28 protein-coding genes, 1 tRNA gene and 1 pseudogene are annotated in these 25,162 nt (G+C 71.6%); 10 read left to right on the forward strand and 20 right to left on the reverse strand.

The genetic code is table 11. From position 1 onward, the window contains the following. Nucleotides 1–85 precede the first annotated feature (85 nt). The gene (locus LN042_RS15225; RefSeq protein ID WP_230051741.1) at nt 86–685 is read right to left on the reverse strand and encodes a phosphoribosylanthranilate isomerase; all 600 of its coding nucleotides are present in this window, start codon (nt 683–685) and stop codon (nt 86–88) included. 20 nt (nt 686–705) lie between these two features. After that, a complete protein-coding gene (locus tag LN042_RS37300; RefSeq protein WP_283843748.1) occupies nt 706–840 on the reverse strand; it encodes a hypothetical protein in 135 nt (44 codons plus the stop codon). A 100-nt stretch (nt 841–940) separates the two neighbouring features. Between LN042_RS37300 and LN042_RS15230 the strand changes: the two genes are divergently transcribed. Continuing rightward, a complete protein-coding gene (locus LN042_RS15230; protein WP_230051832.1) occupies nt 941–1,393 on the forward strand; it encodes a hypothetical protein in 453 nt (150 codons plus the stop codon). Between the two features lie 38 nt (nt 1,394–1,431). Here the strand turns inward: LN042_RS15230 and LN042_RS15235 are convergent, their stop codons facing one another. The 5 genes from LN042_RS15235 to LN042_RS15255 all read right to left on the reverse strand — a co-directional run bounded on the left by LN042_RS15235 (nt 1,432) and on the right by LN042_RS15255 (nt 7,005). Next, the gene (locus tag LN042_RS15235; RefSeq protein ID WP_230051742.1) at nt 1,432–2,580 is read right to left on the reverse strand and encodes a UDP-N-acetylglucosamine--N-acetylmuramyl-(pentapeptide) pyrophosphoryl-undecaprenol N-acetylglucosamine transferase; all 1,149 of its coding nucleotides are present in this window, start codon (nt 2,578–2,580) and stop codon (nt 1,432–1,434) included. Between the two features lie 102 nt (nt 2,581–2,682). Then, nucleotides 2,683–3,054 (reverse strand): hypothetical protein, encoded by a 372-nt coding sequence (locus LN042_RS15240; protein ID WP_230051743.1) that lies wholly within the window; start codon nt 3,052–3,054, stop codon nt 2,683–2,685. A 102-nt stretch (nt 3,055–3,156) separates the two neighbouring features. Beyond that, nucleotides 3,157–4,755, reverse strand: a complete 1,599-nt coding sequence (locus tag LN042_RS15245; RefSeq protein WP_230051744.1) for an NRAMP family divalent metal transporter — start codon at nt 4,753–4,755, stop codon at nt 3,157–3,159. Between the two features lie 17 nt (nt 4,756–4,772). After that, nucleotides 4,773–6,434, reverse strand: coding sequence for a magnesium transporter MgtE N-terminal domain-containing protein (locus LN042_RS15250; protein WP_230051745.1), 1,662 nt, complete (start codon nt 6,432–6,434; stop codon nt 4,773–4,775). Between the two features lie 85 nt (nt 6,435–6,519). After that, nucleotides 6,520–7,005 (reverse strand): hypothetical protein, encoded by a 486-nt coding sequence (locus LN042_RS15255; protein ID WP_230051746.1) that lies wholly within the window; start codon nt 7,003–7,005, stop codon nt 6,520–6,522. Between the two features lie 489 nt (nt 7,006–7,494). Between LN042_RS15255 and LN042_RS15260 the strand changes: the two genes are divergently transcribed. Together LN042_RS15260 and LN042_RS15265 are read left to right on the forward strand one after the other, a co-directional pair. After that, the gene (locus tag LN042_RS15260; RefSeq protein ID WP_230051747.1) at nt 7,495–7,962 is read left to right on the forward strand and encodes a prevent-host-death family protein; all 468 of its coding nucleotides are present in this window, start codon (nt 7,495–7,497) and stop codon (nt 7,960–7,962) included. Further along, a complete protein-coding gene (locus LN042_RS15265; protein WP_230051748.1) occupies nt 7,959–8,315 on the forward strand; it encodes a hypothetical protein in 357 nt (118 codons plus the stop codon). Before LN042_RS15260 ends, LN042_RS15265 begins: the two co-directional genes overlap by 4 nt. A gap of 490 nt (nt 8,316–8,805) precedes the next feature. Here LN042_RS15265 and LN042_RS15270 read toward each other — a convergent pair whose 3' ends face one another. From LN042_RS15270 to LN042_RS15290, 5 genes and pseudogenes are all read right to left on the reverse strand, one after another. Next, a complete protein-coding gene (locus tag LN042_RS15270; protein ID WP_230051749.1) occupies nt 8,806–8,961 on the reverse strand; it encodes a hypothetical protein in 156 nt (51 codons plus the stop codon). 38 nt (nt 8,962–8,999) lie between these two features. Further along, nucleotides 9,000–9,545 (reverse strand): HAD domain-containing protein, encoded by a 546-nt coding sequence (locus tag LN042_RS15275; RefSeq protein WP_230051750.1) that lies wholly within the window; start codon nt 9,543–9,545, stop codon nt 9,000–9,002. 19 nt (nt 9,546–9,564) lie between these two features. Next, a complete protein-coding gene (locus tag LN042_RS15280) occupies nt 9,565–10,158 on the reverse strand; it encodes a class I SAM-dependent methyltransferase (protein WP_230051751.1) in 594 nt (197 codons plus the stop codon). A gap of 77 nt (nt 10,159–10,235) precedes the next feature. Further along, nucleotides 10,236–11,150, reverse strand: coding sequence for a phosphotransferase family protein (locus tag LN042_RS15285; protein WP_230051752.1), 915 nt, complete (start codon nt 11,148–11,150; stop codon nt 10,236–10,238). 90 nt (nt 11,151–11,240) lie between these two features. Next, a pseudogene (locus LN042_RS15290) lies at nt 11,241–11,986 on the reverse strand (hypothetical protein). Between the two features lie 219 nt (nt 11,987–12,205). Between LN042_RS15290 and LN042_RS15295 the strand changes: the two are divergent. Together LN042_RS15295 and LN042_RS15300 are read left to right on the forward strand one after the other, a co-directional pair. Continuing rightward, on the forward strand, nt 12,206–13,522 hold the full coding sequence (locus LN042_RS15295) for a helix-turn-helix domain-containing protein (protein WP_308191813.1): 1,317 nt from the start codon (nt 12,206–12,208) through the stop codon (nt 13,520–13,522). 73 nt (nt 13,523–13,595) lie between these two features. Continuing rightward, on the forward strand, nt 13,596–14,099 hold the full coding sequence (locus tag LN042_RS15300) for a hypothetical protein (protein WP_230051753.1): 504 nt from the start codon (nt 13,596–13,598) through the stop codon (nt 14,097–14,099). A 731-nt stretch (nt 14,100–14,830) separates the two neighbouring features. Here LN042_RS15300 and LN042_RS15305 read toward each other — a convergent pair. Continuing rightward, nucleotides 14,831–15,244, reverse strand: coding sequence for a PIN domain-containing protein (locus tag LN042_RS15305; protein WP_230051754.1), 414 nt, complete (start codon nt 15,242–15,244; stop codon nt 14,831–14,833). Beyond that, on the reverse strand, nt 15,226–15,510 hold the full coding sequence (locus LN042_RS15310; RefSeq protein WP_230051755.1) for a hypothetical protein: 285 nt from the start codon (nt 15,508–15,510) through the stop codon (nt 15,226–15,228). The genes LN042_RS15305 and LN042_RS15310 overlap by 19 nt, the downstream gene beginning before the upstream one ends. 386 nt (nt 15,511–15,896) lie before the next feature. On the opposite strand from LN042_RS15310, the gene LN042_RS15315 reads away from it, so the two are divergent. The 3 genes from LN042_RS15315 (at nt 15,897) to LN042_RS15325 (ending at nt 18,987) form a co-directional block, all read left to right on the forward strand. Then, entirely contained in the window at nt 15,897–17,048 is a 1,152-nt protein-coding gene (locus tag LN042_RS15315) for a glycosyltransferase family 4 protein (RefSeq protein ID WP_230051756.1), read from the forward strand. A 309-nt stretch (nt 17,049–17,357) separates the two neighbouring features. Then, a complete protein-coding gene (locus tag LN042_RS15320) occupies nt 17,358–17,570 on the forward strand; it encodes an MbtH family protein (RefSeq protein WP_249801072.1) in 213 nt (70 codons plus the stop codon). A 316-nt stretch (nt 17,571–17,886) separates the two neighbouring features. Then, nucleotides 17,887–18,987 carry a helix-turn-helix domain-containing protein gene (locus LN042_RS15325; protein ID WP_230051758.1) on the forward strand — a complete coding sequence of 367 codons (1,101 nt, stop codon included), beginning with the start codon at nt 17,887–17,889 and terminating at the stop codon, nt 18,985–18,987. A gap of 83 nt (nt 18,988–19,070) precedes the next feature. On the opposite strand, the gene LN042_RS15330 is transcribed toward LN042_RS15325, so the two are convergent. Further along, on the reverse strand, nt 19,071–19,493 hold the full coding sequence (locus LN042_RS15330; protein ID WP_230051759.1) for a cold-shock protein: 423 nt from the start codon (nt 19,491–19,493) through the stop codon (nt 19,071–19,073). Nucleotides 19,494–19,947: 454 nt separating this feature from the next. Here LN042_RS15330 and LN042_RS15335 point away from each other — a divergent pair, with 454 nt between their 5' ends. Continuing rightward, entirely contained in the window at nt 19,948–20,928 is a 981-nt protein-coding gene (locus LN042_RS15335; protein WP_230051760.1) for a ParB/RepB/Spo0J family partition protein, read from the forward strand. A 69-nt stretch (nt 20,929–20,997) separates the two neighbouring features. Here LN042_RS15335 and LN042_RS15340 read toward each other — a convergent pair whose 3' ends face one another. After that, the gene (locus LN042_RS15340) at nt 20,998–21,771 is read right to left on the reverse strand and encodes a metallophosphoesterase family protein (RefSeq protein ID WP_372495746.1); all 774 of its coding nucleotides are present in this window, start codon (nt 21,769–21,771) and stop codon (nt 20,998–21,000) included. Between the two features lie 84 nt (nt 21,772–21,855). Beyond that, nucleotides 21,856–21,931, reverse strand: a tRNA-Leu gene (locus LN042_RS15345). A gap of 151 nt (nt 21,932–22,082) precedes the next feature. On the opposite strand from LN042_RS15345, the gene LN042_RS15350 reads away from it, so the two are divergent. Further along, nucleotides 22,083–22,823: a thioesterase II family protein gene (locus tag LN042_RS15350; RefSeq protein ID WP_230051761.1), complete on the forward strand. Its 741-nt coding sequence runs from the start codon at nt 22,083–22,085 to the stop codon at nt 22,821–22,823. A gap of 28 nt (nt 22,824–22,851) precedes the next feature. On the opposite strand, the gene LN042_RS15355 is transcribed toward LN042_RS15350, so the two are convergent. From LN042_RS15355 to LN042_RS15365, 3 genes are all read right to left on the reverse strand, one after another. Next, nucleotides 22,852–23,691: a bifunctional 5,10-methylenetetrahydrofolate dehydrogenase/5,10-methenyltetrahydrofolate cyclohydrolase gene (locus tag LN042_RS15355; protein WP_230051762.1), complete on the reverse strand. Its 840-nt coding sequence runs from the start codon at nt 23,689–23,691 to the stop codon at nt 22,852–22,854. Next, entirely contained in the window at nt 23,688–24,308 is a 621-nt protein-coding gene (locus LN042_RS15360; protein WP_230051763.1) for a cyclodeaminase/cyclohydrolase family protein, read from the reverse strand. Before LN042_RS15360 ends, LN042_RS15355 begins: the two co-directional genes overlap by 4 nt. A 148-nt stretch (nt 24,309–24,456) precedes the next feature. Next, nucleotides 24,457–25,065: a helix-turn-helix domain-containing protein gene (locus LN042_RS15365; RefSeq protein WP_230051764.1), complete on the reverse strand. Its 609-nt coding sequence runs from the start codon at nt 25,063–25,065 to the stop codon at nt 24,457–24,459. Between the last annotated feature and the right edge of the window lie 97 nt (nt 25,066–25,162).

Raw genomic sequence — 25,162 nt, forward strand, 5'->3', positions numbered from 1 at the left:
TCAGTCAAGCAAAGGCTTGAAAACTCGGTGGCCCGTCAGTAGCTGGATGTAGTGGCGTGACGGGCCGTCAGTCGTGGGTTTGGCTTCAGGCGGCCCGAGCGGCTGCCACGAAGGCGCGGATGCGGGTGTGGTCCTTGGTGCCGCGGGTGGATTCGACGCCGCTGGAGACGTCCACGCCCCAGGGGCGGGCAGCGGTGATGGCGGCGGCGACGTTGTCGGGGTCGAGGCCGCCGGCGAGCAGCCAGTGGCCCTGGGGCTTGGCCTGGTTCAGGCGACCCAGGTCCCACTGGGCGCCGGAGCCGGCCACTGGCGAGTCGAGCAGCAGGAGCTCCTCGCCGTAGGCGCCGGCGGTCAGTTCGCTGGTCTCGTCCAATGAGGTGGCCCGCACCAGGCGCAGCGGCAGGCCGGCCAGCTCGTCGAAGGCGGCACGCGGGTAGGGCCCGTGCAGCTGCAGGGCCCGCACGCCGGCGGCCAGTGCCAGCCGGCCGGCCTCCGCCGCCGGCACCCCGGCGGCCACGCCCACGGTGAGGATGTGCCCGGGCACCGCGCTCGCCAGCTCCCGTGCCACCGCCGGCTCCAGTCGCCGCACGCTCTCGGTCAGCACGAAGCCGATCGCGTCCGCACCCGCCTCGACCGCCGCCGCCACATCGCCCGGGGTCCGGACACCGCACACCTTCACGTACATGCCGACCAGGGTACTGGCACTCAGTAGTGCCAGTGGTTGCGGCCGCTCACCGGGCCGCAGCGGATGGTGGTGCCGTGGTCGTCGACGGTGGACCTGCCGACGTCGGCGTCAGGGCAGAACTCGCCCGCCCGGTAGTAGTGCCCGGTCGGGGACATGATGATCCCGGCGGGCGGGGGTGCGGGGGCCTCGGTGGTGGCTGCGGGGGCTTGCCCGGAGTCCGGCTGCCGGGCCGGCGAGACGGCCGGGGGAGCGGCGGTGGGTTGCTGGATCGGTGCGGCGCTGTGCGTCGGCGCGGCCGAGTGGCCGGGAGCAGCCGGTGCCGCGGCGGCCACGGGCGCAGACGTCGAGGGCGCGGGCGTCGAGGGCACGGGCGTCGAAGGAGCGGGCGCCGAGGGCGCAGCCGGCGCACTCGCGCGGGGCATGGGCGCCGTGGCCGCCGTCGTCCTGGTCGAGGCGCCGCCATCGTGGTGCGTCGCGCCGGCCGCCACCAGCAGCACCACCGTCGCGATGCCCGTGCCTGCCCAGACCTTCCGCTTCGTCGCCCTCGGCGCGCCCGGAGGCTGGTTCTGGCCCCAACCGGGCGGTACGGACAGTGTTTTGGGCATGGCGATCCCCTGCGCAAGGTGTGGAACGGTTTGCGAGGGGACAGCCTGTCAGGTCCGATTGACGAACCTTCAAGAAGTGATGGTCCCGTTATCTCCAGGCTGAGGAATTCTGAACATGCGCGGGCCTGGAGCCCGCCCGGCTCAAGCCGCCCGGTGGGCACCGCCGCGGCGGGCCTTGGCGTAGATCAGGTCGGCCAGGGCCCGGGCGGCGTCCGGGTGGCCGAGGGAGCGGGAGCGGGCGGCCATGTCGGCGCGCCGGCCCGGGTCGGTGATCAGCTGCCAGACGCACTCCGCGAGCCGTTCGGCGGTGACGTCGGGCCGGGTGATCGCGAACGCCGCGCCGTGCTCCGCCAGGTACTCGGCATTGCGGCGCTGCTCGTCCGCCGCCGTGGGCTCCAGCGGGATCAGCACGGCGGGCTTGCCGATCGCAGTCAGCTCGGCCAGGGTGCCGGCGCCGGCCCGGGAGACCACCACGTCGGCCGCCGCGAACACATCCGCGAGTTCGCCGTCGATGTAGGGCACCGGCCGGTAGCGGTGGGCGAGTTGGGGATCGAGGCCGGCCGCGTGGGCGGTCATCTTGGCGTGGTGGTCCGGGCCGCACTGGTGCAGCACCTGGCAGTTGCCGAGCAGCGACGGGAGCACCTCCAGCACCAGGCCGTTGACCTGGGCGCTGCCCTGCGCGCCACCCGTGACGTACACCAGCGGCAGCTCGGGGTCGAGCCCGTAGGCGGCCCGGGCCCTGGTGCCGTCGCCGCGCAGCAGCGCGGGCCGAACCGGGTTGCCGGTGACCTGGGCCCGGCCGCGCGCCCGGGCGGGCAGCGCGTCGAGCGAGGACTCGTGGCTGAGCGCGACGGCCTTCGCCACCCGGGAGAGCAGCCGGTTCGCCAGGCCGAGCGAGGTGATCTGCTCGTGCATCACCAGCGGGGTGCGGGTGAGCGCTGCGCCGAGGCCGACCGGCACGGCGACGTAGCCACCGGTGGACAGCACCACGTCGGGCCGCTGCCGGGCCAGGTGGACGGTGGCCTGCAGGATCCCGTACGGCACCCGGGCCAGGTCCACCAGGGTGCGGGCCACCGCCGCGGGCTTGAGCGAGCGGCGCACCTTGCCGGTGGCGATCGGCCGGAACGGGATGCCGTTGTCGGCGCTGATCCGCGCCTCCAGCCCCTGCGGGGTGCCGTACCAGGTGACCTCCAGCTCCCTGCCCTCGGTGGCCAGGCGCTCACGCAGCGCGTTGATGGCCGTCAGCGCGGGATAGGTGTGACCGCCGGTCCCGCCGCCGGTGACTGCCATGCGAATGGTGCGCGAGGGGGCCATGAGGATGCGGGTCTCCAGAGAGGCGGCGATTCGGTCGAACCGAGGCAGCGTATCCCAGACGGCCGCGCGCCCCTTCCGTTACGCCCGGCGCCAGGTCAGGCCGGCGGGCCGGAACTCGTGGATCACTTCGATGCGGCCGACGATGTGGCGGTTGAACTCCGCCAGCTCCTCGGCGGGCACCCACAGCTCCAGGATGGTGCGGCCGCCGGCCTGCTGGACGGGGTAGCGGGCGGCGAAGGCCGCGTCGACGTGAAAGCGGGTCACATAGCCGACGCCGGAGGCCGGGACGTTCCAGTCCCGGGCGATCCGGATGGCGTAGTCCTCGTTGAGCACCGGGTAGAAGATCGGCTGCTCGGGGAGCCGAGGCGGCCAGGCGCGCCAGCCGGTGGCCTCGACCAGCGCGAGCTCCTCGGGGCCGGTGGGGCGCCAGAGGGTCAGGGTCTCGGTCATCGGGGGCTCTCCTGGCGGGTCGGTTGCCGACACCGTAGGGGCCGGACGCGGCTCGGAGCCACCGGTTTGGCCGGAGCCACCGGTTCCTCCGCTTCGATCCCGTCAGCCGCCGCCCAGACGGACCGCCTTCACCAGCAGCAGCACCACGCCGAGCACCAGGTAGCCGCGCAGTGCCAGCATGGCCAGGCGCAGTCCCGGGGACCACTCGACGGGCTTCAGCAGGGCCAACGGCGGCATGCGCCAGGCGAGTTTCTCGCTGGGCGAGAGGGCTCGGGCAACCGGCCGTGCGGCGGCACCGGAACGGCGGCGGGACAGCCGCACCGCGAGCAGTCCGGCCAGCGCGGCGGCGGCCAGCCCGACCGCGAGGCAGGCGGTCAGCGCCCTGACGTCGACGGACGGGAAGACCGTGGTGGTCATCAGGATGCCGGAGAGCAGCAGCACGCCGACGATCACGCCCGCCAGCACGTTCAGCCAGCGCGGGTTGACCCACGGCCCCAGCACCTCGGGATCGTTGCAGAGCAGCAGCAGGAAGACGCTTGCGGAAGGCAGCAGCAGCCCGGCGAGCGCCTGCACGGCCTCGGTGATCACGCCCAGCGGCGCGCCGGGGATCAGCACGATCCCGGCGGCGGCCAGCACCATCAGGCTGTAGGAGGCGTAGAACTGCTTGGCCTCGCCGAATCCGCGGTGCAGCGAGTGGCGCAGGTTGAAGACGTCGCCGAAGGCGTAGCTGGTGGCCAGGGTGACGGCGGCGGCGCCGATGATGCTGGCGTCCAGCAGCACGATCGAGAACATCACGGCCATCGCACGGCTGTGCCGGGCGAGCGCGTGGGCGACTCCGCCGGCGTCCGTGAAGTGGCCCGCGAACGGCGTGCCACGGGCCGCGAAGTCGGCGATCAGCACCAGGGCGGCGGCACCGATCACCACCACGAACGAGCCGATCACGGTGTCGGCCCGCTCATAGCCGATGAACCGCGGGGTGATCCGCTTGTCGATCACGTTGGACTGCTGGAAGAACAGCTGCCAGGGTGCCACCGTGGTGCCGACGATGGCGATGATCAGCAGCACGGCGTCGCTGCTGATCCCGCCCTGGATGCCCGGCACCACCAAGGAGTGCGCCGCGTGGAGCCAGTTCGGCCGGGACATCAGGGTGAGCGGGATCAGCAGCAGGCTCACCGCGATCAGCGCGAACATGGCCCGCTCCCAGCGGCGGAACGAGCCGCCGGCGGTCATCGCGATCAGCAGCAGGGCGGACAGCGGGACCACCCAGTACTTGGAGGCGCCCAGGTAGGAGCAGGCGAGCGAGATCCCGATGAACTCGGTGACGAGGGTGAGGAAGTTCAGCACGAACAGGTCGCCGACGCTGAACCAGCCCCAGAACCGCCCGAACCGCTCGTTGATCAGTCGGGCGTGCCCGACGCCCGTGACGGCACCGAGGCGCACCACCATCTCCTGGTTGACGATCAGCACGGGGATCAGCAGCAAGAGCACCCAGAGCAGCGAGTAGCCGTAGTCCTGGCCGGCCTGGGAGTAGGTGGCGATGCCGCCGGCGTCGTTGTCGCCGACCATGACGATGATGCCGGGGCCGACGATCGCCAGCAGGGTGAGCAGCCGGGTGCGCGGGCCGGGCCGCTCCTCGGTGCGCTCGCGCGGGATCCGACCGAACGCGCCCTCGATGTCGCCGAGGTGCGCCTCGTCGAGCACCGCGGACGGGGCGGACTTCAGGGTTGGGGCGGGCCTGGGCGCGGGCGCGGGGGACTCGGCAGCGGGTTCGGGTTCGGGTGCGGGCGCGGCAGCGGGCGCGGGGGCTGGCTCGGCAGGCGGCGCGGGTTCGGGCGCAGGTGCGGGTGCGGGTGCGGGGCCTGGCTTTGCAGGGGCCGCGGGTGCGGGAGCGGGCTTGGGCGGGGGGCTCGGCTCGGCAGCGGGCGTCGGCTCGGGCGTCGGCTCGGGCGCCGCGGGGGGAGCCGCCTAGTGCGGCGGCGGGGTGGGCTCGGGCGGGAGCGCGGGGGCCCGCACGCGTCCGGCTCCGCGCGCGCCGGGCCTGACGGGCCCGCCGGGTTGGCCGGGTTCACCGGGCCCGCCGGGTTCGCCGGGTTCGCCGGGCCCGCCGGGTTCTCGTCCGCCGTCCGGTGCGCCGGGTGCGGCGCGGGCTCGCGGCGGCGCCAGTCCTCCGGGATGACCGTCTCCAGCAGGTCGTCCACGGTGATCACGCCCAGGATCCGGTCCTGCTCGTCCACCACGGGCACGGTCAGCAGGTTGTAGTCGGCCATCAGCAGCGCGACGTCCTCGGCGTCGGTGTCGGGGAGCACGCAGACCGGTGCGGTGGCCATCAGCTCCCGCAGCGGGGTGGCCGGGTCGGCCTGGACGAGCGTCACCAGGGTCGCGGTGCCGCACAGCCGCTCGCCCGCCTCACCGGCCTCGACCGCGTAGACGCTGGTGAGCGCCTCCGGTTGCATGATGCGGGCGCCCCGCACCCGGGCGAGCACCTCGGCGGCGGTGGCTTCCGGCGCGGCGGTGACGAAGTCCAGCGCCATCAGGCCGCCGGCGCTGGACGGATTGAAGCCCATCAGGGTGAGCACCTTGGTGCGCTGCCCGGCCGGCAGAGCGTCCAGGACGGGCTGCCGGCGCTGCTGCGGCAGGTCGTTGATGGCGTCGGCGGCGTCGTCGGCGCGCATCCGGGCCAGCACGGCGGCGATCTCGGCGTCGCTGCGCTCGGCGAGCAGCCGGGTCTGCGAGTCGGGCTCCAACTCCTCGAAGACGTCGGCTTCCAGTTCGGGGTCGGCGTGCACGGTCGAGAGGATCTCCTCGGACTCGGTGCGGTTGGCCTCCTCCAGCAGGTCGGCGAGGTCGGCCGGCTTGAGCTTGCGCAGGCGGCCGAAGGGGCCGCGCACCCGGGCCGACTGGGCGTGGCCGATCAGCGGCTCGAAGGCCTTCCAGTCCCGCCACTGCGGCGGTGACTCACCGGCGAAGAAGCCGAACAGCCGGGGCCGGTGCGGATGGGTGTCCAGGCGGTCCACCACCCAGCCGTCCGGGCGGTCGCGCAGCTCCAGATCGTGGGCACGGACCAGTTCGGCGTCGGCCACGTCGATCACCCGGTGGCCGAGCACGTCCCGGCGCAGCAGCACCTCGCCCTCGCGCCGCTCGAACGGGCGCAGGTCGACCACCTCGCTGGTGAGCCGGATCCGCTGGCCGCCGAACGCGGCGACCTGGGCGATCGGCAGGAACACCTCGCGGGCGCCGATCCGGGCGACCAGGCCGGTGACCACGGGGTAGTCGCGGCCACGCAGTCGGACGATCACATCGGCAAGCCGCCCCACCGGTTCGTCGTTGCGCCCGGTCAGTGGGCGGCGCAGCAGTTGGGAGAGCACCACCACTCGTTCCACCCGGACGAAGCTAGCCGTGGCGTCCGGCGGCCCGGGAGGGCGCGACCGGGGGCGCCCGGGGATCACCCCGATCGGCTCAGTCCGGCTACCCGGCCGGGATGCGGTGCCGGGCGGCCGCGACCAGCGTCCGGGCCACCGGCCCCGGCAGCCCGAAGTGGTGCTCCAGCCAGGCGACGTCATGGCCGCGGGTGGCGCAGATCCAGGCCGCCTCCAGCTGGTGCGGGCTCGGCGGATCGTCGAGGACGGTCAGCAGGGCGGCCAGCTCCTGGGCGGGATACTCGGCCAGGGTGTCGCCGGTGAACCACGGCCCGCCGGGCTCCTCGGCGGGCGGCCGCGCGGGCGGCCGGGGAGCGCCGACGACCGTCCGGCGCAGCCGAAGGGTGACCAGCACCGCCGCCGCCACCAGCGCCGCCGCGCCGAGCAGCACGCCGCCGACCAGCGCCCGGTCGTCGACCGGTGCGGCGGCCATCGCGATCACGGCGGCCACCAGCACGATCAGCACGGTCATCAGGGCAGCGCCCTCGGCGGTCCGTGGCCGGAGCAGCCGGCGCAGCTGCGGTACCTGGGACATGTGCGGACACCTCCCCCTCCAGGGTGCGCCCACCCGCCAGGGACCCGCCCGCTTGGAAAGCGCGCCGGGGGCAACCCCTCACGAGTTCGGATCTCGTATCCTCCGCCTTCACGAAGGCCCGGACCGCTGAGCAGTTCGGGCCTTCGTCGTTCACCCGCGACGGACCGACCCTCGATCCGGACGCCGCAGCAGCCGGCGGAGGTCGCGCCAGGCCTGCACGACAGCGACCAGTCTCCGCAAGAGCACCTGAACGCACCCGAGCAAGGCGCCGACGAACATCACCCCCCCCCACAGGGCGATAGCGCTCCAATCGACGACGGCTCTCCGCATGACAGGCCTCCGCTCGACGCCGTGAACGACTCCCCCCCCGCATCCTTCAGGCCCGCGCCGCCGAAGTCTGCACGTACAAACCGCCATCTACTCGAACGGACGTACGACAGCGGCACCAATGAGTTGACTTCGGAACATATTCCGAAGTAACGTGCCCCTATGTCCACTCTCACCGTGTCGTTGTCGTTCTCTGACCTGTCGAAGAACTCCAAGCGGGTCGCGGACACCGTCGAGCGCGCCCAGCGCGTTCACGTCACGCGGCGTGATGGCGAGGACCTCTACCTCACCACTGCCCGCCACGATCAGCAGCGGGAGGAGACCGCTGACGTCACCGCCCGCCTCTTCACCGCCCTGATCCGCAGCGATGAAGGCGCGCGAGCCGTGCTGCTGGCCCTGCCCGAGGTGTTCCCGTGGAGCAGGCACCTGTCAGCCGAGGAGGTACGCGAGTTCGTGGTGGACCTCGTCAACGCGACGCGCGACGCCGCCGAACTGGATGTCCACTCCAACCTCCACCGCGTCATAGTCGAATGGCGCGCCACCGCCAGGATCCTGGCGGACCCCGACCTCACCGCCCAGCTGACCCGGGCCCTCCCCGACGAAGACCACGGCGAGGTGCCCGCCCCGTGAGCCCCAAGCGCGGTGATGACGTTCCACCCCCACCCATCGACGACGAGTGGCGCCTGCGATTCGCCACGAACGAGGCCGCCAAGGGGTGGGGGGAGCTTTGTGCTGAAGCACCTGGCAACAGCCGGCGCTGTTTCGAGGCGCTGCGCAGTTCCCCGGCCTCCACCAACGACCCCGACCGGCAGCACCGGCTGCGCGGCCGACTTGCCACCGCGACGCTCGGCGGCATGGCCTATCCCCAGTGGGAGTACGAGGTGACGGCCGGAGGCCGCGTGCGGTACCTCATCGACGAACCCCGCCACACAGTGCTGCTGGTCTATGCGTCCACCCGCCACCCGAAGGACACCGACAGCTGACCTCCGGACCGGCTCGACATGGTCTCAGTTCTGGTCTCATTCAACGCTGTTCAGCCTGGTTCAGACTCCACTCAGTGGTGCGCTCGCCGCAGATCAGGACGAATGCCGATCCCGGCGGACCCTGTTCGGAAGAATTGGAAAGCGGGTTGAGGGCATCCCCTCACGACTTCGAATCTCGTATCCGCCGCCTCCGCCCGCCTGGGCAGACGATGGCCCGGACCGTCCTGCTTCGAGGGGCCGCTGGCGCGTGGCATTGATCTGCCGCACAGGGTGGGCTTACTGGCGACGGAACGGCCGGCTGGGGCCAGATGACGACCACCTCGCCGCCTCGCCGACGGCTGATCGTCCCCTCCTCGGCCCGGGTTTTGGGCGGGCCGAGCCGGCTCGTCGCGGAGGAGGATCGAGCGCCAGACCCGCTCCTTGAGTTCCCGGATACAGGGCCCGCAGGCGTACATCGGCGCCTGCAACCCGGCGACGCTGGCGGGGCCGATCACAGGACCCGGGTCCACTGGTGTCCGCAGTACAGCCAGCAGAATCCGTCGACCCAGTCGTTGCCGTCGTCCGTCGCGGCGGGGGCGGGACGGCCGCCTCGAGCGAATTCGGCGAGCCCGGGAATCACCAGGTGCGGCACGGCCAGTTCGGTCATTGCGTTTCGGGCTCCGGGATCAAAAATGGCTCTGGCGGTCAGGCCGCGTCCTTCACCGCGGCAAGGCTGGTGGCCCATTCGAGGGCGGTCATGATGTGCTCGGGCTGGATGCCGACGTGCGGGTCCGGCTGGATCAGCAGCGTCGGGTTGCCGAACGTGGTTCGGTCGGCCGCCCACTGGTGGTCGAGCGGGGTGAAGTCGTCGTCGATCCACACGACCGGGGCAGTGGCGAGCCAGTCGGCCACGTGGTTGCGCTTCCACAAGTAGCCTTCGGGGTGGCTGGTGATGATGGGCAGTCTGGGCAGCTCGATGTGCTCGAAGTCCGGCACTCCCAGCAGCGGGGCGATGATGCGGCGGGCGTCGAACCGCCAGCTGGTGCACCACACCGGCCGCACGAGGCCGGTGCTGACGGCGTCGAGGATCAGCTTGCCGTGGTCGGGGTTGAGCCAGACCCAGAACGGTTCTCCGCCGTCCTTGGTGCGGACCTGGTGGCGGATGTGGGTGGCCGGGGCGCTGCCGTCGGCGTCGGGGAACGGTATGAGGACGCCGTCGATGTCCAGCAGCAGGTACGGAGGTTGGTGCATCGGTGCCTCCCGGGGCGGGTCATGGCTTCCGTGCGGTGATCAGCAGGGTGGTGGGCCAGCGCGAGTCGGCCGGCGCGAAGAGGTTGTGGAGACCGGTGACCAGGAGGCCAGCGCGGTTGAGGGCCCGCGCCCAAGCGGCCGGGTCAATGTCCCAGCGCTTCAGCGCAGCCAAAGTGCCATCGCGTAGAGCGACTTGATCGAGGGTGTGGGGGCTGGCCGGGATCACGCCGGTCCGTTGCGGGTGCGGGACGGAGAAGGCGAGCACGCCCTTGCGGTCGAGGCGGCGCGAGCACGCAGAAAGGATTTTGGACGGCTCGGCCAGGCCGATCGCCCCGAACACCGAGACGATCACGTCCAGTGGTTCACGCTCACGGGTCAGGTAGGCGATCGCATCCGCGTTCACGAACTCGCATCCGAGGTGGCCGTAGTGGCCCTTCGCCCGGCGGATCTGGCCCCGCGAGCGGTCGACCCCGACGGCCCGGGCGCCGAGGCCGACCAGGTGGGCGGTGGTGTGGCCTGGCCCGCAGCCCAGTTCAACGATCCGCCGCCCAGCCAGCCCGTGACCCAGGATCTCGGCACCCGGACCGATCCCGGGCCGCTGGGTCCACTCCATCCGACCGGGCGACTCCAGAGGCTGCGGCGGAGCCTGGGCAAGACGCTGGGCTGCGTGGGCGTCCCAGACGTCCACCGTCATGCTTCGAGCAGTTGGAGGGCCGTGGTCAGGTGCCGGCGGACGGTCTTGATGTAGAGCGAGTCGTCGGCCCGATTGTTGATCCACCTGACGGCCTGCTCCATGAACCACTCCACAGCCCAAACACGGTGCCAGCCGAGCGCCCACCGCTCGGCGGGAAGGCCGCCGCGCTCGGCGAGCGCGTCCTTCGGACCGCCTGCGGCCACGTACATCTCGATGAAGGCTCGCAGGCGAACCGGGTCGGCCTCGCCTGTGGTGCCGTGCCAGGAGGCGAGGTCGAGCAGGCCAGGGCCGGTGAACGCGCGGGCGAAGTCCAGCAGGCGCCAGCCCTGTGTTCCGAAGTGGAGGCTGGTGGGATGGAACTCGGAGTGCACCCAGCCGAATGGAGCCATGCCGGTACCGGTGGCGCGCTTGTCGGCCGAGGCGACCAGCGCTTCCAGCATCGCGGTGATGTCCGCCGTGTCCTCGCTCCAGCGGCCGTCCCCCCGCAGTCGACGAAGATGGCCGCGGGCGAGTTCCGGGAGCGCGGCGAGCGCGTCCTCGTCCATGACCGGCAGCCAGGCGACCCCGGGGGCCGCGTGGAGGGCTGCGGCAGCCACGGCGCCGTCGGCGTCCTGCGCTTCGCGGGCCGGCTCACCCAGGTCCTCGATGACCATGCCGAGGGTGCCCTCGCGGGCGATGGAGCCGATTACCTGGGGCACCGGGATACCGGCGCGGTCGGCCGCGCGCAGGATCCGGTCCTCGTACTCGAAGGGCTCGACGGCGTACTTGTAGATCGCGGTGCGTCCGTTGTCGAAGCGCAGGCGCTCGACACCGGACATGCCCCACACCCGCAAGGGTTCCCGGATGGGAGCCGTGAGTCCGGTGCTGGAGCAGATGTCGGCGAGGATGGCGGTCACGATGGTGCTGTCCACGGGAAGCGGTTCCGTTCGTTCGAGCCGGTCAATGGGGCTGGCTCGGGGTGACAGCGCGCTTGCCGCCCCGAACCGTTGTCAACGTGAGGTTCAGCCCGCGGTCACGCGGTAGGAGTCGACCTGCTCGATCCACTCCTTCTTCATGCCCGACAGTTCCTCGCGGAAGCGGGCCATGGAGGCCCCGTAGGGGGCGACCACGCCACCGGACTGGTCGGGCACGGACTGGCAACCGTGCACCAGCCGGCCGCCGAGCGCGGTGTGGGCCTTGATGCCCTCGATCCGGCGGTGCTCGTTGAACCAGCCGCCGTGGTAGACCTCGTCCAGCATCTGGCCGTCCTCCTCGGAGAGGTCGAAGACCCGCCGGTGGCGGAGGGGAAGAACCAGCACGGGCCGACGTTCGAGATGTGCCCGTTGAGCTCGACCTTGTTGAGGGCCATGAGGGTGGCTGCCTCACGCAGCATCCGCAGGTGCTCGGCGGTCACGCGCGGCAGGCCCAGGCTGGCCAGGTGCTCGTCGCGGAAGAGGTGCGCGTACACCTGGTAGGCGATGGCCAGCACCTCCCCGGCGTCGCGGGTGGAGCGGCCGTGGGCCTTGATGAACTCCAGCGCCATCTGCTCGACGGCGGACTCCTCGGTCTCGTCCGCCCCGAGCAGACCGTCCTTGACGGCCTGCCAGTCGACGATAAGCCAGGAGTTGGTCTCGAACCGGAAGAAGTACTTCTCCGGGTCGATGGTGATCCTCTTGCCGTCCACGGTGATGCCGGGCAGGCGGTTCCAGCGCGGGTCGAACGCCTCGGGCAGCTCGACCGTGATCGTCGCGGTGTCGACGGTGGTCACCTGTGACTCCGTTCCGGGTAGGGCACCCCTGGACGGGGCGCCTATCAGCTTGGTGAGCCGCCCGGGGAGAGGGTTCCTGTCATCGCCCCGGGCGGCTGACTCACAGTCAACCCCCGTGCACGCAGACGGATAAGGTGCCAGGGTGTAGGCCAGTTGTCGGCCAGACGTCGGCCACTGTGGGCCAGGTGTCGGCCTGCGGGCAGCCTGAGGGAGGGCGCCGTGTCAGGGGAATCTGCGTCGGTCGCAGACCTGATCAGGGCCGCGCGGGAGAAGAAGGGCTGGTCACAGCCCAAGGTGGGGCGTGAACTCGGTCGGGCCGAGGGCAAGGGCGGCACCGGACCGGGACGCGACCAGGTCTCCCGCTGGGAGCGCGGTGGCCGAATGCCGAAGTACTGGCTGCCGTACCTGGTCGAGGTGCTGGACCTCGACCTCGCAGACACGGTCAACGCTGGACCAACTGGTCCGGAGGAAACGGGGACTGGCGATACGGTGGAATCCGTCATCGAGCTGAGCCGGAGGGACGTGGTGGATCGCCGCGGATTCGTGGCCGCCTCCAGCGCGTACGCGCTCGCGGCCCTTGGCCTGCCCGACCCGGACGCCATCCTGCGGCGCGTACGGGTCAAGTCCGGCGGCAAGCCCCACGTCGGCCGGGGCGAGGTCGCCGCGATCCGCCAGATGACCCGCTCCCTCGGCGACGCGGCGGCCGAGCTCGGTGGCGGACACGCCCGACACCTCGCCGTCCGCTACCTCCACGATGACGTCGCCCCCTGGCTGGACGGCTCCTGGACCGAGGTCATCGGGCGCGAGCTGTTCGCCGCCACCGCCCAGCTCGTACATCTGGCCGGTTGGATGGCCCAGGACGAGGGCAACCAGGACGCCGCCCAGCAGTACTACGCGCACTCCTTCCGCTTGGCCTCCGAGGCCGGAAACGCCGAACTGGCCGCCACCGCCCTGCGGGGCCTCGCCGTCCAGGCGATCGACCTCGGCTTCCGGGCCACGGCAGTGCGGATATCCGAAGAGTGCGTCGACCAGGCCAAGGACATCGATGACCCCAGGGCCCTGGCCTACTACCAGGCCACCCTGGCGAACGCCGCTGCCCTCGACGGCGACCGCCGCACCGCCACCACCTCTCTCACCGCATCCCAGACCGCGATCGAACGCGCTACCGGCGCCCCCGGCGAGTCCTGGGCCTCGCACTACAGCACCGGCCGCTGGGCCCACGAAGCCGGCATGATCCTCGCCCAACTCGGCGACTACACCAGTGCGCTGGACCACCTCCACCACGCTCTGGACATCCACGGCCTCGACCGCCGCCGCACCCGTGCCATCGTCCTCGCCGACCTCGGCACCGTCTGCCTCCGCCAGGACAACGTCGATGGCGCCATCGCCTCCTGGAACGACTTCCTCGACTGCGCGGACGGCATTCGCTCCATCAAGGTCCGAGACGCCGTCCACGACATGCGCGCCCGCCTACACCGCCTCCGCGACATCCCCGCCGCTGAGGAGCTGGACGAACGAGCGGCAGCCCTCGAATGAGTCCCAGCCTGGGGACTTCTTCGCGACGCGCTGGTTCAAGCCCCCCCGCACGCCCGAGACTCGAAGGAGCAGGATGGAACCCCGCAGTGCTGGAGCCTTGGGCAAGGAGTTTCCCTACACCCGGAAAACTCTGTGCTACATCGAGATAGCCGAGGACGGCACGGTCTCCCAAGGGACCGATGCCGGCACCTACGACCGGGCCCGGACCGGAAAGTCCCGGCTGTTCGCGGTGTGGCCAGGCGAGTGGTCGAGCCACTTGTTCGTCATTGATGACCTCGATGAGTACGCCCGCGCTCACGGCCTCATCCACGACCAGGACCGCACCGGGCTCGCCGACCATGAACACGTGGTCCGCTGGGAAGTAGACCCCTACGAGGCCAAGCCCATGGCCAGCTACATCAGCATCCAACTCGAACTGGACTGCGGGTGCACGATCGAAGATCGCAGAACCTTCGCAAGCCAGATGCGAGCACAGCGCGGCTGGGACATCGCCACATCTGGCGGCTGGGGCAAGCGCACGGGGCAAGGCCGCACCACCTACTCCCTGCGTGCCCGCCGCAAGAGCCTGACGCAATGATTGATCCCGTGTTGCTGGACAGCCGCAATTCAGCAACCGGGTCGTCCAGCCGCGACCGGTAGTGACCGCCTCACTGCCTCTAACGTGCACAGAGGACCTCAATGACCACCCCGCCCAGAATTACGGGCCAGAGGGTCGAGGCACCGCAGCCGTCACGATTTGCTGAGCCCTGTACGGCGACGAGTGGCAGGCACGGTCCTGAGGAAGCCGGAGCCCATCGATGGAATCCGACTAGCCGACTTCCCTGGCCTGTCCGAACACGACATGACTCAACGGGAGTCCGGGTGAGCCAAGTACGGCCAAGCGAGCAGATGCGTGGCCTCGGAATCGTCCAGCAAGGCGTCCCGATCCTCACCGAGCCACCGTCCCCATGGGGAGCCCCACTTGTCACGGCTCTGAGCGGCAAGGATGCGAGCGGCAAGCCAAGGCTCGGAATTGCCAACCGCGACGGCATGCTCAGGCCCTCTTCTTCGAAGTCACGATGCGACTTGCGAATCAGCAGAGGCGCCGCGTTGGCCATTTGACTGGATACCACGTAAAGATGTGGTTTGGGTGCCGCCGTCGCCGAGACCTACCATTCAAGACGAGCGATGCAGATGCTGATCGCGTGGTAGAGGCCCTGGTAGCACACCGGCCGAACCCCGCCCATTCAAGTTCCGGGAGCTCAGCCTCCTCGGCAGTTGACTGGATTCGGCCCAGTTCGGACCCCTGATGAAGTGAACCGGTTGCCGTCAGACGGTCACGAGACGGACGCGATCTCCGCAGAGCTTTGCCATATCGTCGAGGTCCGACGTCAGCACGACGACCGGCCGCTGCTGCCGCAGAGCCATCTCGGCAACAGCGGCGTCGATCGCGTACTTGTGGCCGTGAAGGCCTGCGGCGATCAGCATCGCGGAAGCCGCTCGAGCCTCCTCATCACCCACCGGCACAATTCTCAGCCCGGACAGAATCCACCGAAGACGAGCCTGATCAGTACGACTATGCGCGGCTTCGATGATGGTCAAGGCGCTGATCACGACCTCCATGCCACGTTTCCGGGCCTCCGCGACCAGCGCGACGACCGGCTCGTGATCATTGAGCAGCTTCGTGAGGCCCTCGGAGTCGAGCACCAGAGTGCCTTCATGGCTCAGCTTGCGACGGGCCATTCGCCCTGCTCGGCGAACACCTCGTCGAAGACCTGCCGGGCCCGGTCCTGCTCGGCAGTCGAGATCGGCCCCTTCCGGCGCTCATAGTCGGCAAGGTACTCATCCAGGATCTGCCCCCGCAGCTCGCGCTCGACGGCTGCAGTGATGAACGCCGAGAACTCACGCTTGCCCACCCGTTGGCGGATCGCCTCGGCCGTACCTTCAGGCAAGGAGAGGCTGACCCTGGTGGCCGGCCCTTCGCCGATGCTGTAGGGCATCTCAGTCATGGCTCTAGATTATCAAAGAAGTAGGAATGTCGTCCTTGATCGCGAGTCCGGGCCTTCGATCAAGGCGGAGGGTACGAGATTCGAACTCGTGAGGGGATGCCCCCCGATGCGCTTTCCAACTGTTCGTCCGGCTGTCCGGGGACGGTCCGGGTCTTGGCCTGCAGCGGAGCGGCTCGGCGGCTGTGCTCCGAACGGTGCTCGATCCGAACGCCGAGTAGGCGGCGGAGGTCGCGCCACTCCGACGGCACCCCCGGCTCGACGGTCCACCGGCCGGCCCCGGCCTGTCGCGGGCCCGCAGGGGCCCCGAGGGCGCGGAGGGCGGAATGTTAGTCTCGCCGTTCGGTCCGCAACCGCTCCGACAGTTCAGCCGAAGGATTCGTCTGGCCATGGCCTCCACCCTTGTCATAACGAATGACTTTCCGCCCAGGCAGGGTGGGATAGAGACCTTCGTGCACGCCATGGTGACCCGGATGCCCGCCGACGACGTCGTCGTCTACACCTCGCACGAGCCCGGCGACCGCGCCTATGACGCCACCCTTCCGTTCCCGGTGGTGCGCGACTCCAGCCGGATGCTGCTGCCCACCGCGCGAGTGACCCGCCGGGCGCTCCAGATAGCCCGGACCCACGGCTGCGACCGGGTCTGGTTCGGCGCCGCCGCCCCGCTCGGACTGATGGCGCCGACCCTGCGCCGCAACGGGATCCGGCGGATGGTCGCGACCACCCACGGCCACGAGATCTGGTGGGCCAGGATCCCCGGGGCCCGGCAGGCGCTGCGGCGGATCGGCGACAACGTCGACGCGGTGACCTACCTCGGCCAGTACACCCGGGACCGGATAGCGCCCGCCCTCGGCCCGCGTCCCGCGCTCAGCCGGCTGGTGCCGGGTGTGGACTCGGAGCTGTTCCACCCCGATCCCGTCGCCGGCGCCGCGCTCCGCGCCGAACTCGGCCTGGAGGGCAAGCGGGTGATCGTCTGCGTGGCCCGCATAGTGCCGCGCAAGGGCCAGGACATGCTGGTCCGGGCGCTGCCGCTGATCCGCCGCTCGGTGCCGGACGCGGTGCTGCTGGTGGTCGGCAAGGGCCCGCACGAGGCCGAGGTGCGCCGGCTGGCCGACCGCCTCGCCCCGGGCGCGGTGCACTTCGTCGGCGGCAAGACCCACGCCGAGACCCCGCCGTACTACGCCGCCGCCGACGTCTTCGCGATGCCGTGCCGGACCCGCAAGGGCGGTCTGGAGGCCGAGGGCCTCGGCATCGTCTTCCTGGAGGCCGCGGCCAGCGGCCTGCCGGTCGTGGTCGGCCGCTCCGGCGGCGCCCCGGACACCGTGCTGGACGGCCGGACCGGGCACGTCGTCAACGGCGCCGACCCGGTGGCGATCGCCGCGGCGCTGACCGGGATACTGCTCGCCCCGGACCGCGCGGCGATGGGCGCCGCGGGCCGTGAGTGGGCGAGGGAGTCCTGGTCCTGGGAGGCCTCGGCCCGCCGGCTCACCGACCTGCTGACCCCCGGGCGCACGCTCTCCGTGGTGTCCGGCGGCGAGTGACGCCGCACGGGTGCGACGCTCGGATCCGCCGCGCACCCGTTCACGGCTCATGGTGCCGGCGCCCAGCCCGGCCTCCTCGGCACACCCGCCGCGGCGCTCGCCCCGGCACCGCGCGCCGCTGGACCAAGGCCGGCCGCCGGCGGTGCCGTTCGCCCCGTTCAACTGGCTCCGGGCCGCAGTTGGACAGGGCGGCCGGGCGAGGAAGCGCCCTGGTCCGGCGGCCGGTTGACTCCTGCTCAGCGCCCTTTGCCATAGTGGGTCGAGGTGGGGCCGGACGGTCCACATCATGCCCATGGAGAGGACGACGTGATGACGAATCCGTTCGAGGACCCTGACGCCGACTACCGGGTCCTGGTCAACGACGAGGGCCAGCACTCGCTGTGGCCGGTCTTCATCGAGGTGCCGGCCGGCTGGACGTCGGTGTTCGGTGCGGCCGGCCGTCAGGAGTGCCTGGACTACATCGAGGCGAACTGGACCGACATGCGCCCCAAGAGCCTGATCGCGGCGATGGCTCAGGGCTGACCGGACCGAAGCCCGTCGGCACTCCCCGAAGGCTGCTTGCGCACCCGCGGAAGCGGCCTTCGGCGTTCCGATGCCCGGCGCGCTGCCCCGGGCATCGGAGGAGCCCCTGACCGCAAGACCCCGGACTCGCGGACCTGACACTGTGCGGATGCGGAGGTGACGTCTCGACAGCTCCCTTCCGAACGGTGACGATGGGTTCGGGTGGCTGACGGGGGTCACGGGACAGTTGTTGCCCGCAGGGGCGCGGTGTTCCGGCGCACCCACTCAAGGCCCCAGTGAACAGCGGAATGTCATCTCGCATTCAAGGGGAGTACGAGTGGACCGGCTTGACGGGACCTCGCGAGTTGGTGCGTCCGGTGCGATCGCGGGGACGGCGCCGGGTGACGACAGACCGGAGGGCTGCCCCGAGACGGTGCTGATCCCGATCGCGGCGCTGCTGACCGGCGAGCCCCTCCGCTCCACCGGCCACGACGTCGATCACGTCATGCGACTGGCCGGTCTTGACACGCCTTTCCCGCCGATCCTGGTCGAGCGCCGGACCATGCGGGTGATCGACGGGACCCACCGGCTGCTGGCCGCGGTCCTCAGGAGCAGGGAGTCCATCGAAGCCACCTTCTTCGACGGTCCCCCGGAGGACGCTTTCCTCCGCGCCGTCGAGGCCAATGTGTCGCACGGCCTGCCGCTGTCGCTGGCGGACCGCAGGACGGCGGTCGAGCGGATCGTCATCACGCATCCGTCCCTCTCCGACCGGGCGATCGCCCGGATCGCCGGCGTCGGCGCCAAGATGGTGGCCGGCATCCGCAAGCGTTCGACCGCGGCGGTCCCCCAGTTGGACGGTCGGGCGGGCCGGATGGGCCGGGACGGCCGGGTGCGACCGGTGGACGCGGCAGCCGGGCGGCTCAGGGTGGCGGAACTGATCGCGCGGCACCCGCAGGCCTCGGTGCGCGAGCTGGCCCGGATCGCCGGGGTGTCACCGGCGACGGCCAGCGACGTTCGCAAGCGGCTGCGGGAGGGGGAGAGCGCGCTCGCGACAGGGCGGGCCACGGCCGCCGCGAAAAAGCCGGACGTCGCCGGGTCGGACGTCACCGGGTCCGACGTCACCGGCGGCCGGGGCCGGCGGCTTCGACTGGTCAGGGCGGACCCGGCCGAGCTGTTGGAGAAGCTGATCCGCGACCCCTCGTTGCGGCACAAGGAGGAGGGGCGCCAACTGCTGCGATTACTGCGCCAGAACTCACTGCGGTCCCAGGAGTGGACCGAGCTGACGGCCGTGGTGCCGGCGCACTGCGGTGCCCTGGTGGTGAGCCTGGCCCGCCAGTACGCCGCCGTCTGGCAGGAGTTCGCCCGGGAACTGGACGAGCGGATGCGCTCGCTCGACACGCACGACGGGGGGCGGCAGGCGCGGGCTCAGGGCAGCTGAGGCATCGCCCTGCGGACGGGCCGCCGCACACTCCGGGAAGCGGTTCAGCGGCTTCGCTGAACCACTTCCCGGCGGGCGTCCCGTCAGCCCTCCAGCCAGCCGTGCTTCCTGGCCACCCCGGCCAGACCGGCCCGGATCTGAAGGATCTGCGCGCCCGTCAGGCTGGGGGCCGCGCTGAGCAGCGCTTCGGTCACCTCACGGTGGTACTCGTCCTGGCCGAGCACGTCGCAGAGCGAGTCCGCGGCCTCGGGGCGGTGCGCCGGCGCGGCGGGCAGCGGAGGAGTGATCGGATTGCCCGCCTCGTCCTCGGCCAACCGGACACCGGACGCCTTGAGGCCTCGGTCGCCGTTCTCGACCTCGAACTCGACCGCGAGACCGGAACGCAGGTATGACTCCGGAATCTCCACGTCGTTCACGTGCAGGAACACGTCCTCGCCACCATGGTCGGGAGCGATGAAGCCATATCCCCGCACTCCGTCGAACCGCACCACACGACCGGCAACCATGCCAACCCCCAAATTGCTCCCGGGCCCCTTGCCCGGATGCCTGCCCCGCACCCTATCCCCGCTGCCCGCCAGGGGAGACCGGTTCGGCGGCAGTGGATTTGAACGCGCGATGCCGCCCGAGGCCTGCGGCGGACGGGATCAACGCGAAATATCGGAACGCGGCATCGCGGCCGGAATCTCAGCAAAGTCGGCGCACCGACGGCTCGACAACTCCATTAGCAGAAGCAACGATTGGGACAGGAGAGTTGGCAGGAGCATGGTGTGGCGGGTGGGTCCGAACCAGGCGGTGGTTCGGAGTGACACGTATCCGGTCCCTTCCGCGACACGGGCGGTGTTCCGCCGGCCCTCCGCAGCGTGCGCGCAGGTTCCACCGCGCACGGATCTTGCTCAGAGCCGCACAACAACGGGGGTGGGTGTTTTGAGTCGAACTGTGGCCGAGGCCGGTTCGCCTGTGATGGTTCCGGTCTCTCTGCTCTGGCTGGGGGAGTCGCCGCGCACCACGGGCATGGATGACGAGCACGTGGCGAGACTGGCGGAGACGGACGGCCCACTGCCGCCGATCCTCGTCGAGCGGGCGACCATGCGGGTGATCGACGGCACCCACCGCTTGGTCGCCGCGATGGCCAAGGGTCAGCGGGCCATCGAGGTGGAGTTCTTCGACGGCAGCAGCGCGGATGCCTTCCTGACGGCGGTGGAGGCAAACATCGCCCACGGCCTGCCGCTGTCGCTGGCAGACCGGCGGGCGGCGGCCGAGCGGATCATGGGCTCGCATCCGCACCTGTCGGACCGGGCGATCGCCCGGTCCGCGGGGCTCGGGGCCAAGGCGGTGGCGGGGATCCGTCGCCGCCTCGTGGAGACGGCGGAGCAGCCGCAGCTCCAGGCACGGATGGGGCGCGACGGCAAGATGCGTCCGCTCAACGGCCTGGAGGGCCGGCGCCGGGCGGCGGAGCTCCTGGTGGCACGCCCGGACGCCTCGCTGCGCGAGGTCGCCCGGCTGGCCGGAATCTCCCCGGCGACGGTCAGTGATGTCCGTCGCCGGCTGGCGGCCGGTGAGCTGCCGGGGGTCGGTCCGGCGCCCACGGGCGACGAAGTCCCGGACGACGTGGGCAGCGAGGCCGCCCCGGCCCAGCCGCGGTCCTCTTCACACGCCACCCGCCGGATGCGGCTGGTGCAGTCCGACCCCAGCGTGGTGCTGGAGAAGCTGGTGCGCGACCCCTCGCTGCGGCACAAGGAGGAGGGGCGGCAGCTGCTGCGCCTCCTCCAGCAGAACGCGCTGGCCAGCCGGGAGTGGTCCGAGCTGACCGCGGTGGTGCCGGCGCACTGCGGAGCGCTGGTGGTCGACCTGGCGCGGCAGTGCGCGGAGACCTGGCTCGAGTTCGCGCAGGAGCTGGACGCGCGGGTGCGCACCACCGACCGGGTGGTGGGCGCCGGCTGACGGAGCGTCGGTCCGGCCCGCGAGCCCGAGGCGCCCGCGGGCCGGCGACCCCGGGTCAGCGGGCCCGGGTCAGCGGGCCTTCGCGGCCGGCAGCACCTGCCGCAGCCAGTCGCGCCGGCCGCGCTTGCGCCACTCGCGCGGGTACCCCACCGAGACCTCCTCGAAGCGCACCCCGTCGTACCAGGTCTCCCGGGGGATGTGCAGGTGGCCGTAGATCATCGCGGCGGCGCGGTACTTGACGTGCCAGTCGGCGGTCAGCTCGGTGCCGCACCACTGGGCGAACTCCGGGTAGTGCAGCACCCGGGTGGGCTCGCGCACCAGCGGATAGTGGTTGACCAGGACCGTCGGCAGCGCCGGGTCGAGCGCGTCGAGCCGGCGCTCGGTCAGCTCGATCCGGGACCGGCACCAGTCACCCCGGGTCGGGTACGGGTCCGGGTGCAGCATGAACTCGTCGGTGCAGACCACCCCGGCCTCGTGCGCCAGGCGCAGCGACTCCTCCACGGTGGTGGCGCCGGGTGCCATGAACGAGTAGTCGTAGAGCGTGAAGAGTGGGGCCACCACCACCGGGCCGCCGTCGCCCCGGAACACCGGGTACGGGTCCTCGGGGGTGTGCACGCCCAACCGGCGGGCCAGTTCGACCAGTTTGAGGTAGCGCTCCTCGCCGCGCAGCGTCACCCGGTCATTCGGGTGGGTCCACAGCTCGTGGTTGCCGGGTGACCAGATCACCTCGGCGAACCGCCCGCGCAGCACGGCGAAGACCCAGGCGATGTCGTCGAACAGCTCGGCCGCGTCGCCGGCGATGATCAGCCAGTCCGACGGGTCGTCAGGGTGCAGCGACTCCACGATCGCCCGGTTGTCCGGATGGGCGATGTGCAGGTCGCTGATGGCGAGCAGGCTGCCGGACAGGGCTCACACCTCCGTTACCGCTGGTGCCTCGAGTGGGATTCGAACCCACGCTGTCGGTGGTTTGAGCACCGTGTCTCTCCCGCTGGACTACCGAGGCGAGGGCGGGGCCGACAGCCGGTCAGCCGCCTCGACCACGAACATACCCGCTTCCGGGGAAGCTGGCCAGAGTGATCAACTGACGCTCCGCCGGGTGGACGGGCTGCGATCATGGGGTCGACGAGCCCACTTCGAGACCGGGGGAGCCACCGATGGCGGCAGCGGACCCGACGTCCCAGGTGTTCTGCCTGCCCTACGCGGGCGGCAGCAGCATGATCTTCAGCAAGTGGCCGCGCTCGCCCCAGGGCCCGCGCTGGGTCGGACTCGACTACCCGGGGCACCTGCTGACGCTGCGGCGACCCCCGGCCGCCTCCATCCCGGAGCTGGCCGCGGGGCTGCTCCCCGGCGTGCTGGAGCAGGCCGACGGGCCGTTTGCGCTGTTCGGGGTGAGCCTGGGAGCGCTGGTCGCCTACGAGTTGGCCCTGGCCGCCGAGGCGGCGAGCCGCCCGCCCGCGCTGCTCATCCTGGCCGCCTGTCCGGCTCCCTCCCAACTGCCTTGGCAGCCCGAGCGGTTCAGCGAACTGGACGACGAGGCGTTCCTGGCCGCCTTCGCGGAGCTCTACCGTGGAGTGGAGCTGGAGCTGCTCGCCGCCCCGGAGATCCGCGAGCTGGTGATGCCGGTGCTGCGGCAGGACGTCGCACTGTACGGCAGCTACTGCCAGGCGCAGTCGGACCGTCCTCCGGTACCGGTCGGCACCGACCTGCTGGTGCTCTCCGGGGCCGAGGACATCACGGCCACCGCGGCCCGGGCCGAGCCCTGGCGCGACTACTCCACCGGCGCGGTGGAGTGCCTGGAGGTGCCGGGTGACCACTTCTTCGTCGACAAGCGGGCGGCCGAGCTGACCGCCCTGCTGACCGAGAGGCTCACCGCCCGCCGGATCCCGGCCGGCTGACGGCAGCCGGCCGGGATCCGCGCGCGAATCAGCGCTCCGCGGCCTCCACCGTGTGGCGCAGCAGCAGCGCGGTGGTGACCGGGCCGACGCCGCCCGGCACCGGGGTCAGCGCGCCGGCCGTCCCGGCCACCGCCGGGTCGACGTCGCCGGCCAGGCCGCCGTCCTCGGTGGGGTTGGTGCCCACGTCGATGACGGTGGCGCCGGGGCGGACGTGCGCCGGGGTGATCAGCCCGGCGCGGCCGACGGCGGCCACCACCACGTCGGCGGTGCTGGTGACCGCGGCCAGGTCGGCGGTGCGCGAGTGGCAGACCGTCACGGTGGCGTTGCGGTCCAGCAGCAGGTGCGCGGCGGGCTTGCCGACCACGGTGGAGCGGCCGACCACCGCCACGTGCTTGCCCTGCAGCTCGACCCGGTAGTGCTCCAGGATGGTGAGCACGGCCTCGGCGGTGGCCGGGGCGAAGGCCGGCAGGCCGGCGGCCAGCCGCCCGAGCGACAGCGGGCTGGCGCCGTCCACGTCCTTGGCGAAGTCGATCGCCGCGGCCAGGTCCTCCAGGCGGGCGCCGGCGGGCAGCGGGGTCTGCAGCATCAGGCCGTGCACCGTGTCGTCGGCGCTCAGCCGCTCCAGGGTGGCGGTGATCTGTTCGGTGGTCGCGTCCGCGCCGAGGTCCACGATGTCGCAGCTGATGCCGACCTTGCCGGCGGCCTTGGCGATCGAGCGCACGTACCAGGCGCTGGCTTCGTCGTCGGTGGCGACGACCACGGCGAGCCGCGGGGTGCGGCCCTGCTCGGTCAGCTTGGCGGCGCGCTCGGCCACGTCGGTGCGGATCCGGGTGGCCAGCGGGCCACCGGCGAGAACCTCGGCGGTCACTTGGTGATCTCCTTCCGCACCGCGGTGGTGACGGCCTCGGCCGCGGCGGCGATCTGGTCGACATCGGCGATGGCGGCGAGCAGCTCGGCCCGGACCGCCTCGTCCTTGATCCCGCCGAGGTTGATCTCCACGTTCACCCGGGCGGTGGTGGCCGCGGCGCGGGCCGCCTCGGTGGCGGCGGCGACGTCGGTGAGCACGTTGCGGTTGCCGATCGGCGCCAGCTCCTCGCCGAGCGCGACCAGGCGGCGGGCCACGGCGATGGTGTCGGCCGGCGGCCGGGCGGCGCCGACCAGGGCGGTGGCGATCGCGGCCGAGCGGGCGGCCTTCTCCTCGGGGGTGCCCTTGGGCAGCCCGTAGGCATCGGTGACCGCGGTGAAGGCGGCCGCGTCCTCCTCGGCGAGGCGCAGCGCGGTGGCGCCCGACTCCTCGGCCTCGGCGAGGATCCGGGCGATCACGTCCTGCACGTCGGCGTAGCGCTCGCCAGTGGTGTAGCGGGCCACCATGCACAGCAGGGCGGCGCTCTGCGCCGCATGCAGGGCGGCGCTCGCCCCACCGCCCGGGGCCGGCACCCGGGCCCCCAGCTGCTGCAGGAACTCGCCGATGGTCAGGTCGCGCATCTGTCTCCCTCAGGGAGTCGGTAACGGAGGAGGGCACAGGCGTCGCTGACCGCGCCCGGGGCGGATTCTACTCAAACCGGTTTCCGCTGGTTCGTCCGGTGATGGCCTGTCCGCAACCTCCGAGTTGACGCACCGTCTTGACGCGGCGTCAGGCACCGAGGGCGGCGAAGGCGATCCGGACCATCTCGCTCGGGTCCGCCTCGGCCCGTTCGGCGTCGGACAGCCGGGCGTGGGCGAGTCGGACGGTGCGCAACGCGCCCACCCCGGCCCGGCTCAGCGTGGCGGCGCGCAGTTCCTCGCGCAGGCCGGGTTCGGTGATGCCGGCCCGCTCGAGGAAGGCGGCGGCGACCGTCTCCTCCAGGTCGAACAGCAGGAACCTGTCGCCCCGGCTGATCGGCTCGGGGGTGAACGGCCGGGGCCCGGCCAGCAGCACGGCGGGGGAGGTGTCCTGCCGGGCGGCCAGGGCCAGCAGCGCCTCACGCAGCGCGACCAGTGGCGGTTCGGCGGTCGGCCGTCGCCGGATCTCGGCGGCCAGCAGTGGGATGAGGTCCCGGACCTGTTGCAGGACCAGGTTCTCCTTGGACGGGAAGTAGCGGAAGAAGGTGCGCTCGCCCACGCCGGCGGCGGTCGCGATGTCGCGCACCGTGGTCGCCTCGTACCCCTGCTCCTGGAACAGCCGGTTGGCGGCCGCCACCAGGGCGTTGTGGGTGCGCAGGCGGTTCTGTTCGCGGCGTCCGGGTTCTTCGCTGGTCTCCACCCGTCGATCATCTCAGGCCCGGCCCGGCGGAGGCGGCTCGGAAAGTTGGCAGTCCTGCCACTTTGCTAATGTGGCAGGACTGCCAGATTTTCCGTGC

Source organism: Kitasatospora humi (assembly GCF_020907985.1).
Classification (GTDB): domain Bacteria; phylum Actinomycetota; class Actinomycetes; order Streptomycetales; family Streptomycetaceae; genus Kitasatospora; species Kitasatospora humi.

Excerpts from the sequence above, each read along its gene's own strand:
- LN042_RS15225 (WP_230051741.1), bottom strand. The coding sequence starts at position 685 with ATGTACGTGAAGGTGTGCGGTGTCCGGACCCCGGGCGATGTGGCGGCG.
- LN042_RS37300 (WP_283843748.1), bottom strand. The coding sequence starts at position 840 with ATGTCCCCGACCGGGCACTACTACCGGGCGGGCGAGTTCTGCCCTGAC.
- LN042_RS15235 (WP_230051742.1), bottom strand. The coding sequence starts at position 2,580 with ATGGCAGTCACCGGCGGCGGGACCGGCGGTCACACCTATCCCGCGCTG.
- LN042_RS15240 (WP_230051743.1), bottom strand. The coding sequence starts at position 3,054 with ATGACCGAGACCCTGACCCTCTGGCGCCCCACCGGCCCCGAGGAGCTC.
- LN042_RS15255 (WP_230051746.1), bottom strand. The coding sequence starts at position 7,005 with ATGTCCCAGGTACCGCAGCTGCGCCGGCTGCTCCGGCCACGGACCGCC.
- LN042_RS15260 (WP_230051747.1), top strand. The coding sequence starts at position 7,495 with ATGTCCACTCTCACCGTGTCGTTGTCGTTCTCTGACCTGTCGAAGAAC.
- LN042_RS15270 (WP_230051749.1), bottom strand. The coding sequence starts at position 8,961 with ATGACCGAACTGGCCGTGCCGCACCTGGTGATTCCCGGGCTCGCCGAA.
- LN042_RS15275 (WP_230051750.1), bottom strand. The coding sequence starts at position 9,545 with ATGCACCAACCTCCGTACCTGCTGCTGGACATCGACGGCGTCCTCATA.
- LN042_RS15280 (WP_230051751.1), bottom strand. The coding sequence starts at position 10,158 with ATGGAGTGGACCCAGCGGCCCGGGATCGGTCCGGGTGCCGAGATCCTG.
- LN042_RS15300 (WP_230051753.1), top strand. The coding sequence starts at position 13,596 with ATGGAACCCCGCAGTGCTGGAGCCTTGGGCAAGGAGTTTCCCTACACC.
- LN042_RS15305 (WP_230051754.1), bottom strand. The coding sequence starts at position 15,244 with ATGGCCCGTCGCAAGCTGAGCCATGAAGGCACTCTGGTGCTCGACTCC.
- LN042_RS15310 (WP_230051755.1), bottom strand. The coding sequence starts at position 15,510 with ATGACTGAGATGCCCTACAGCATCGGCGAAGGGCCGGCCACCAGGGTC.
- LN042_RS15315 (WP_230051756.1), top strand. The coding sequence starts at position 15,897 with ATGGCCTCCACCCTTGTCATAACGAATGACTTTCCGCCCAGGCAGGGT.
- LN042_RS15320 (WP_249801072.1), top strand. The coding sequence starts at position 17,358 with ATGACGAATCCGTTCGAGGACCCTGACGCCGACTACCGGGTCCTGGTC.
- LN042_RS15330 (WP_230051759.1), bottom strand. The coding sequence starts at position 19,493 with ATGGTTGCCGGTCGTGTGGTGCGGTTCGACGGAGTGCGGGGATATGGC.
- LN042_RS15335 (WP_230051760.1), top strand. The coding sequence starts at position 19,948 with ATGGTTCCGGTCTCTCTGCTCTGGCTGGGGGAGTCGCCGCGCACCACG.
- LN042_RS15350 (WP_230051761.1), top strand. The coding sequence starts at position 22,083 with ATGGCGGCAGCGGACCCGACGTCCCAGGTGTTCTGCCTGCCCTACGCG.
- LN042_RS15360 (WP_230051763.1), bottom strand. The coding sequence starts at position 24,308 with ATGCGCGACCTGACCATCGGCGAGTTCCTGCAGCAGCTGGGGGCCCGG.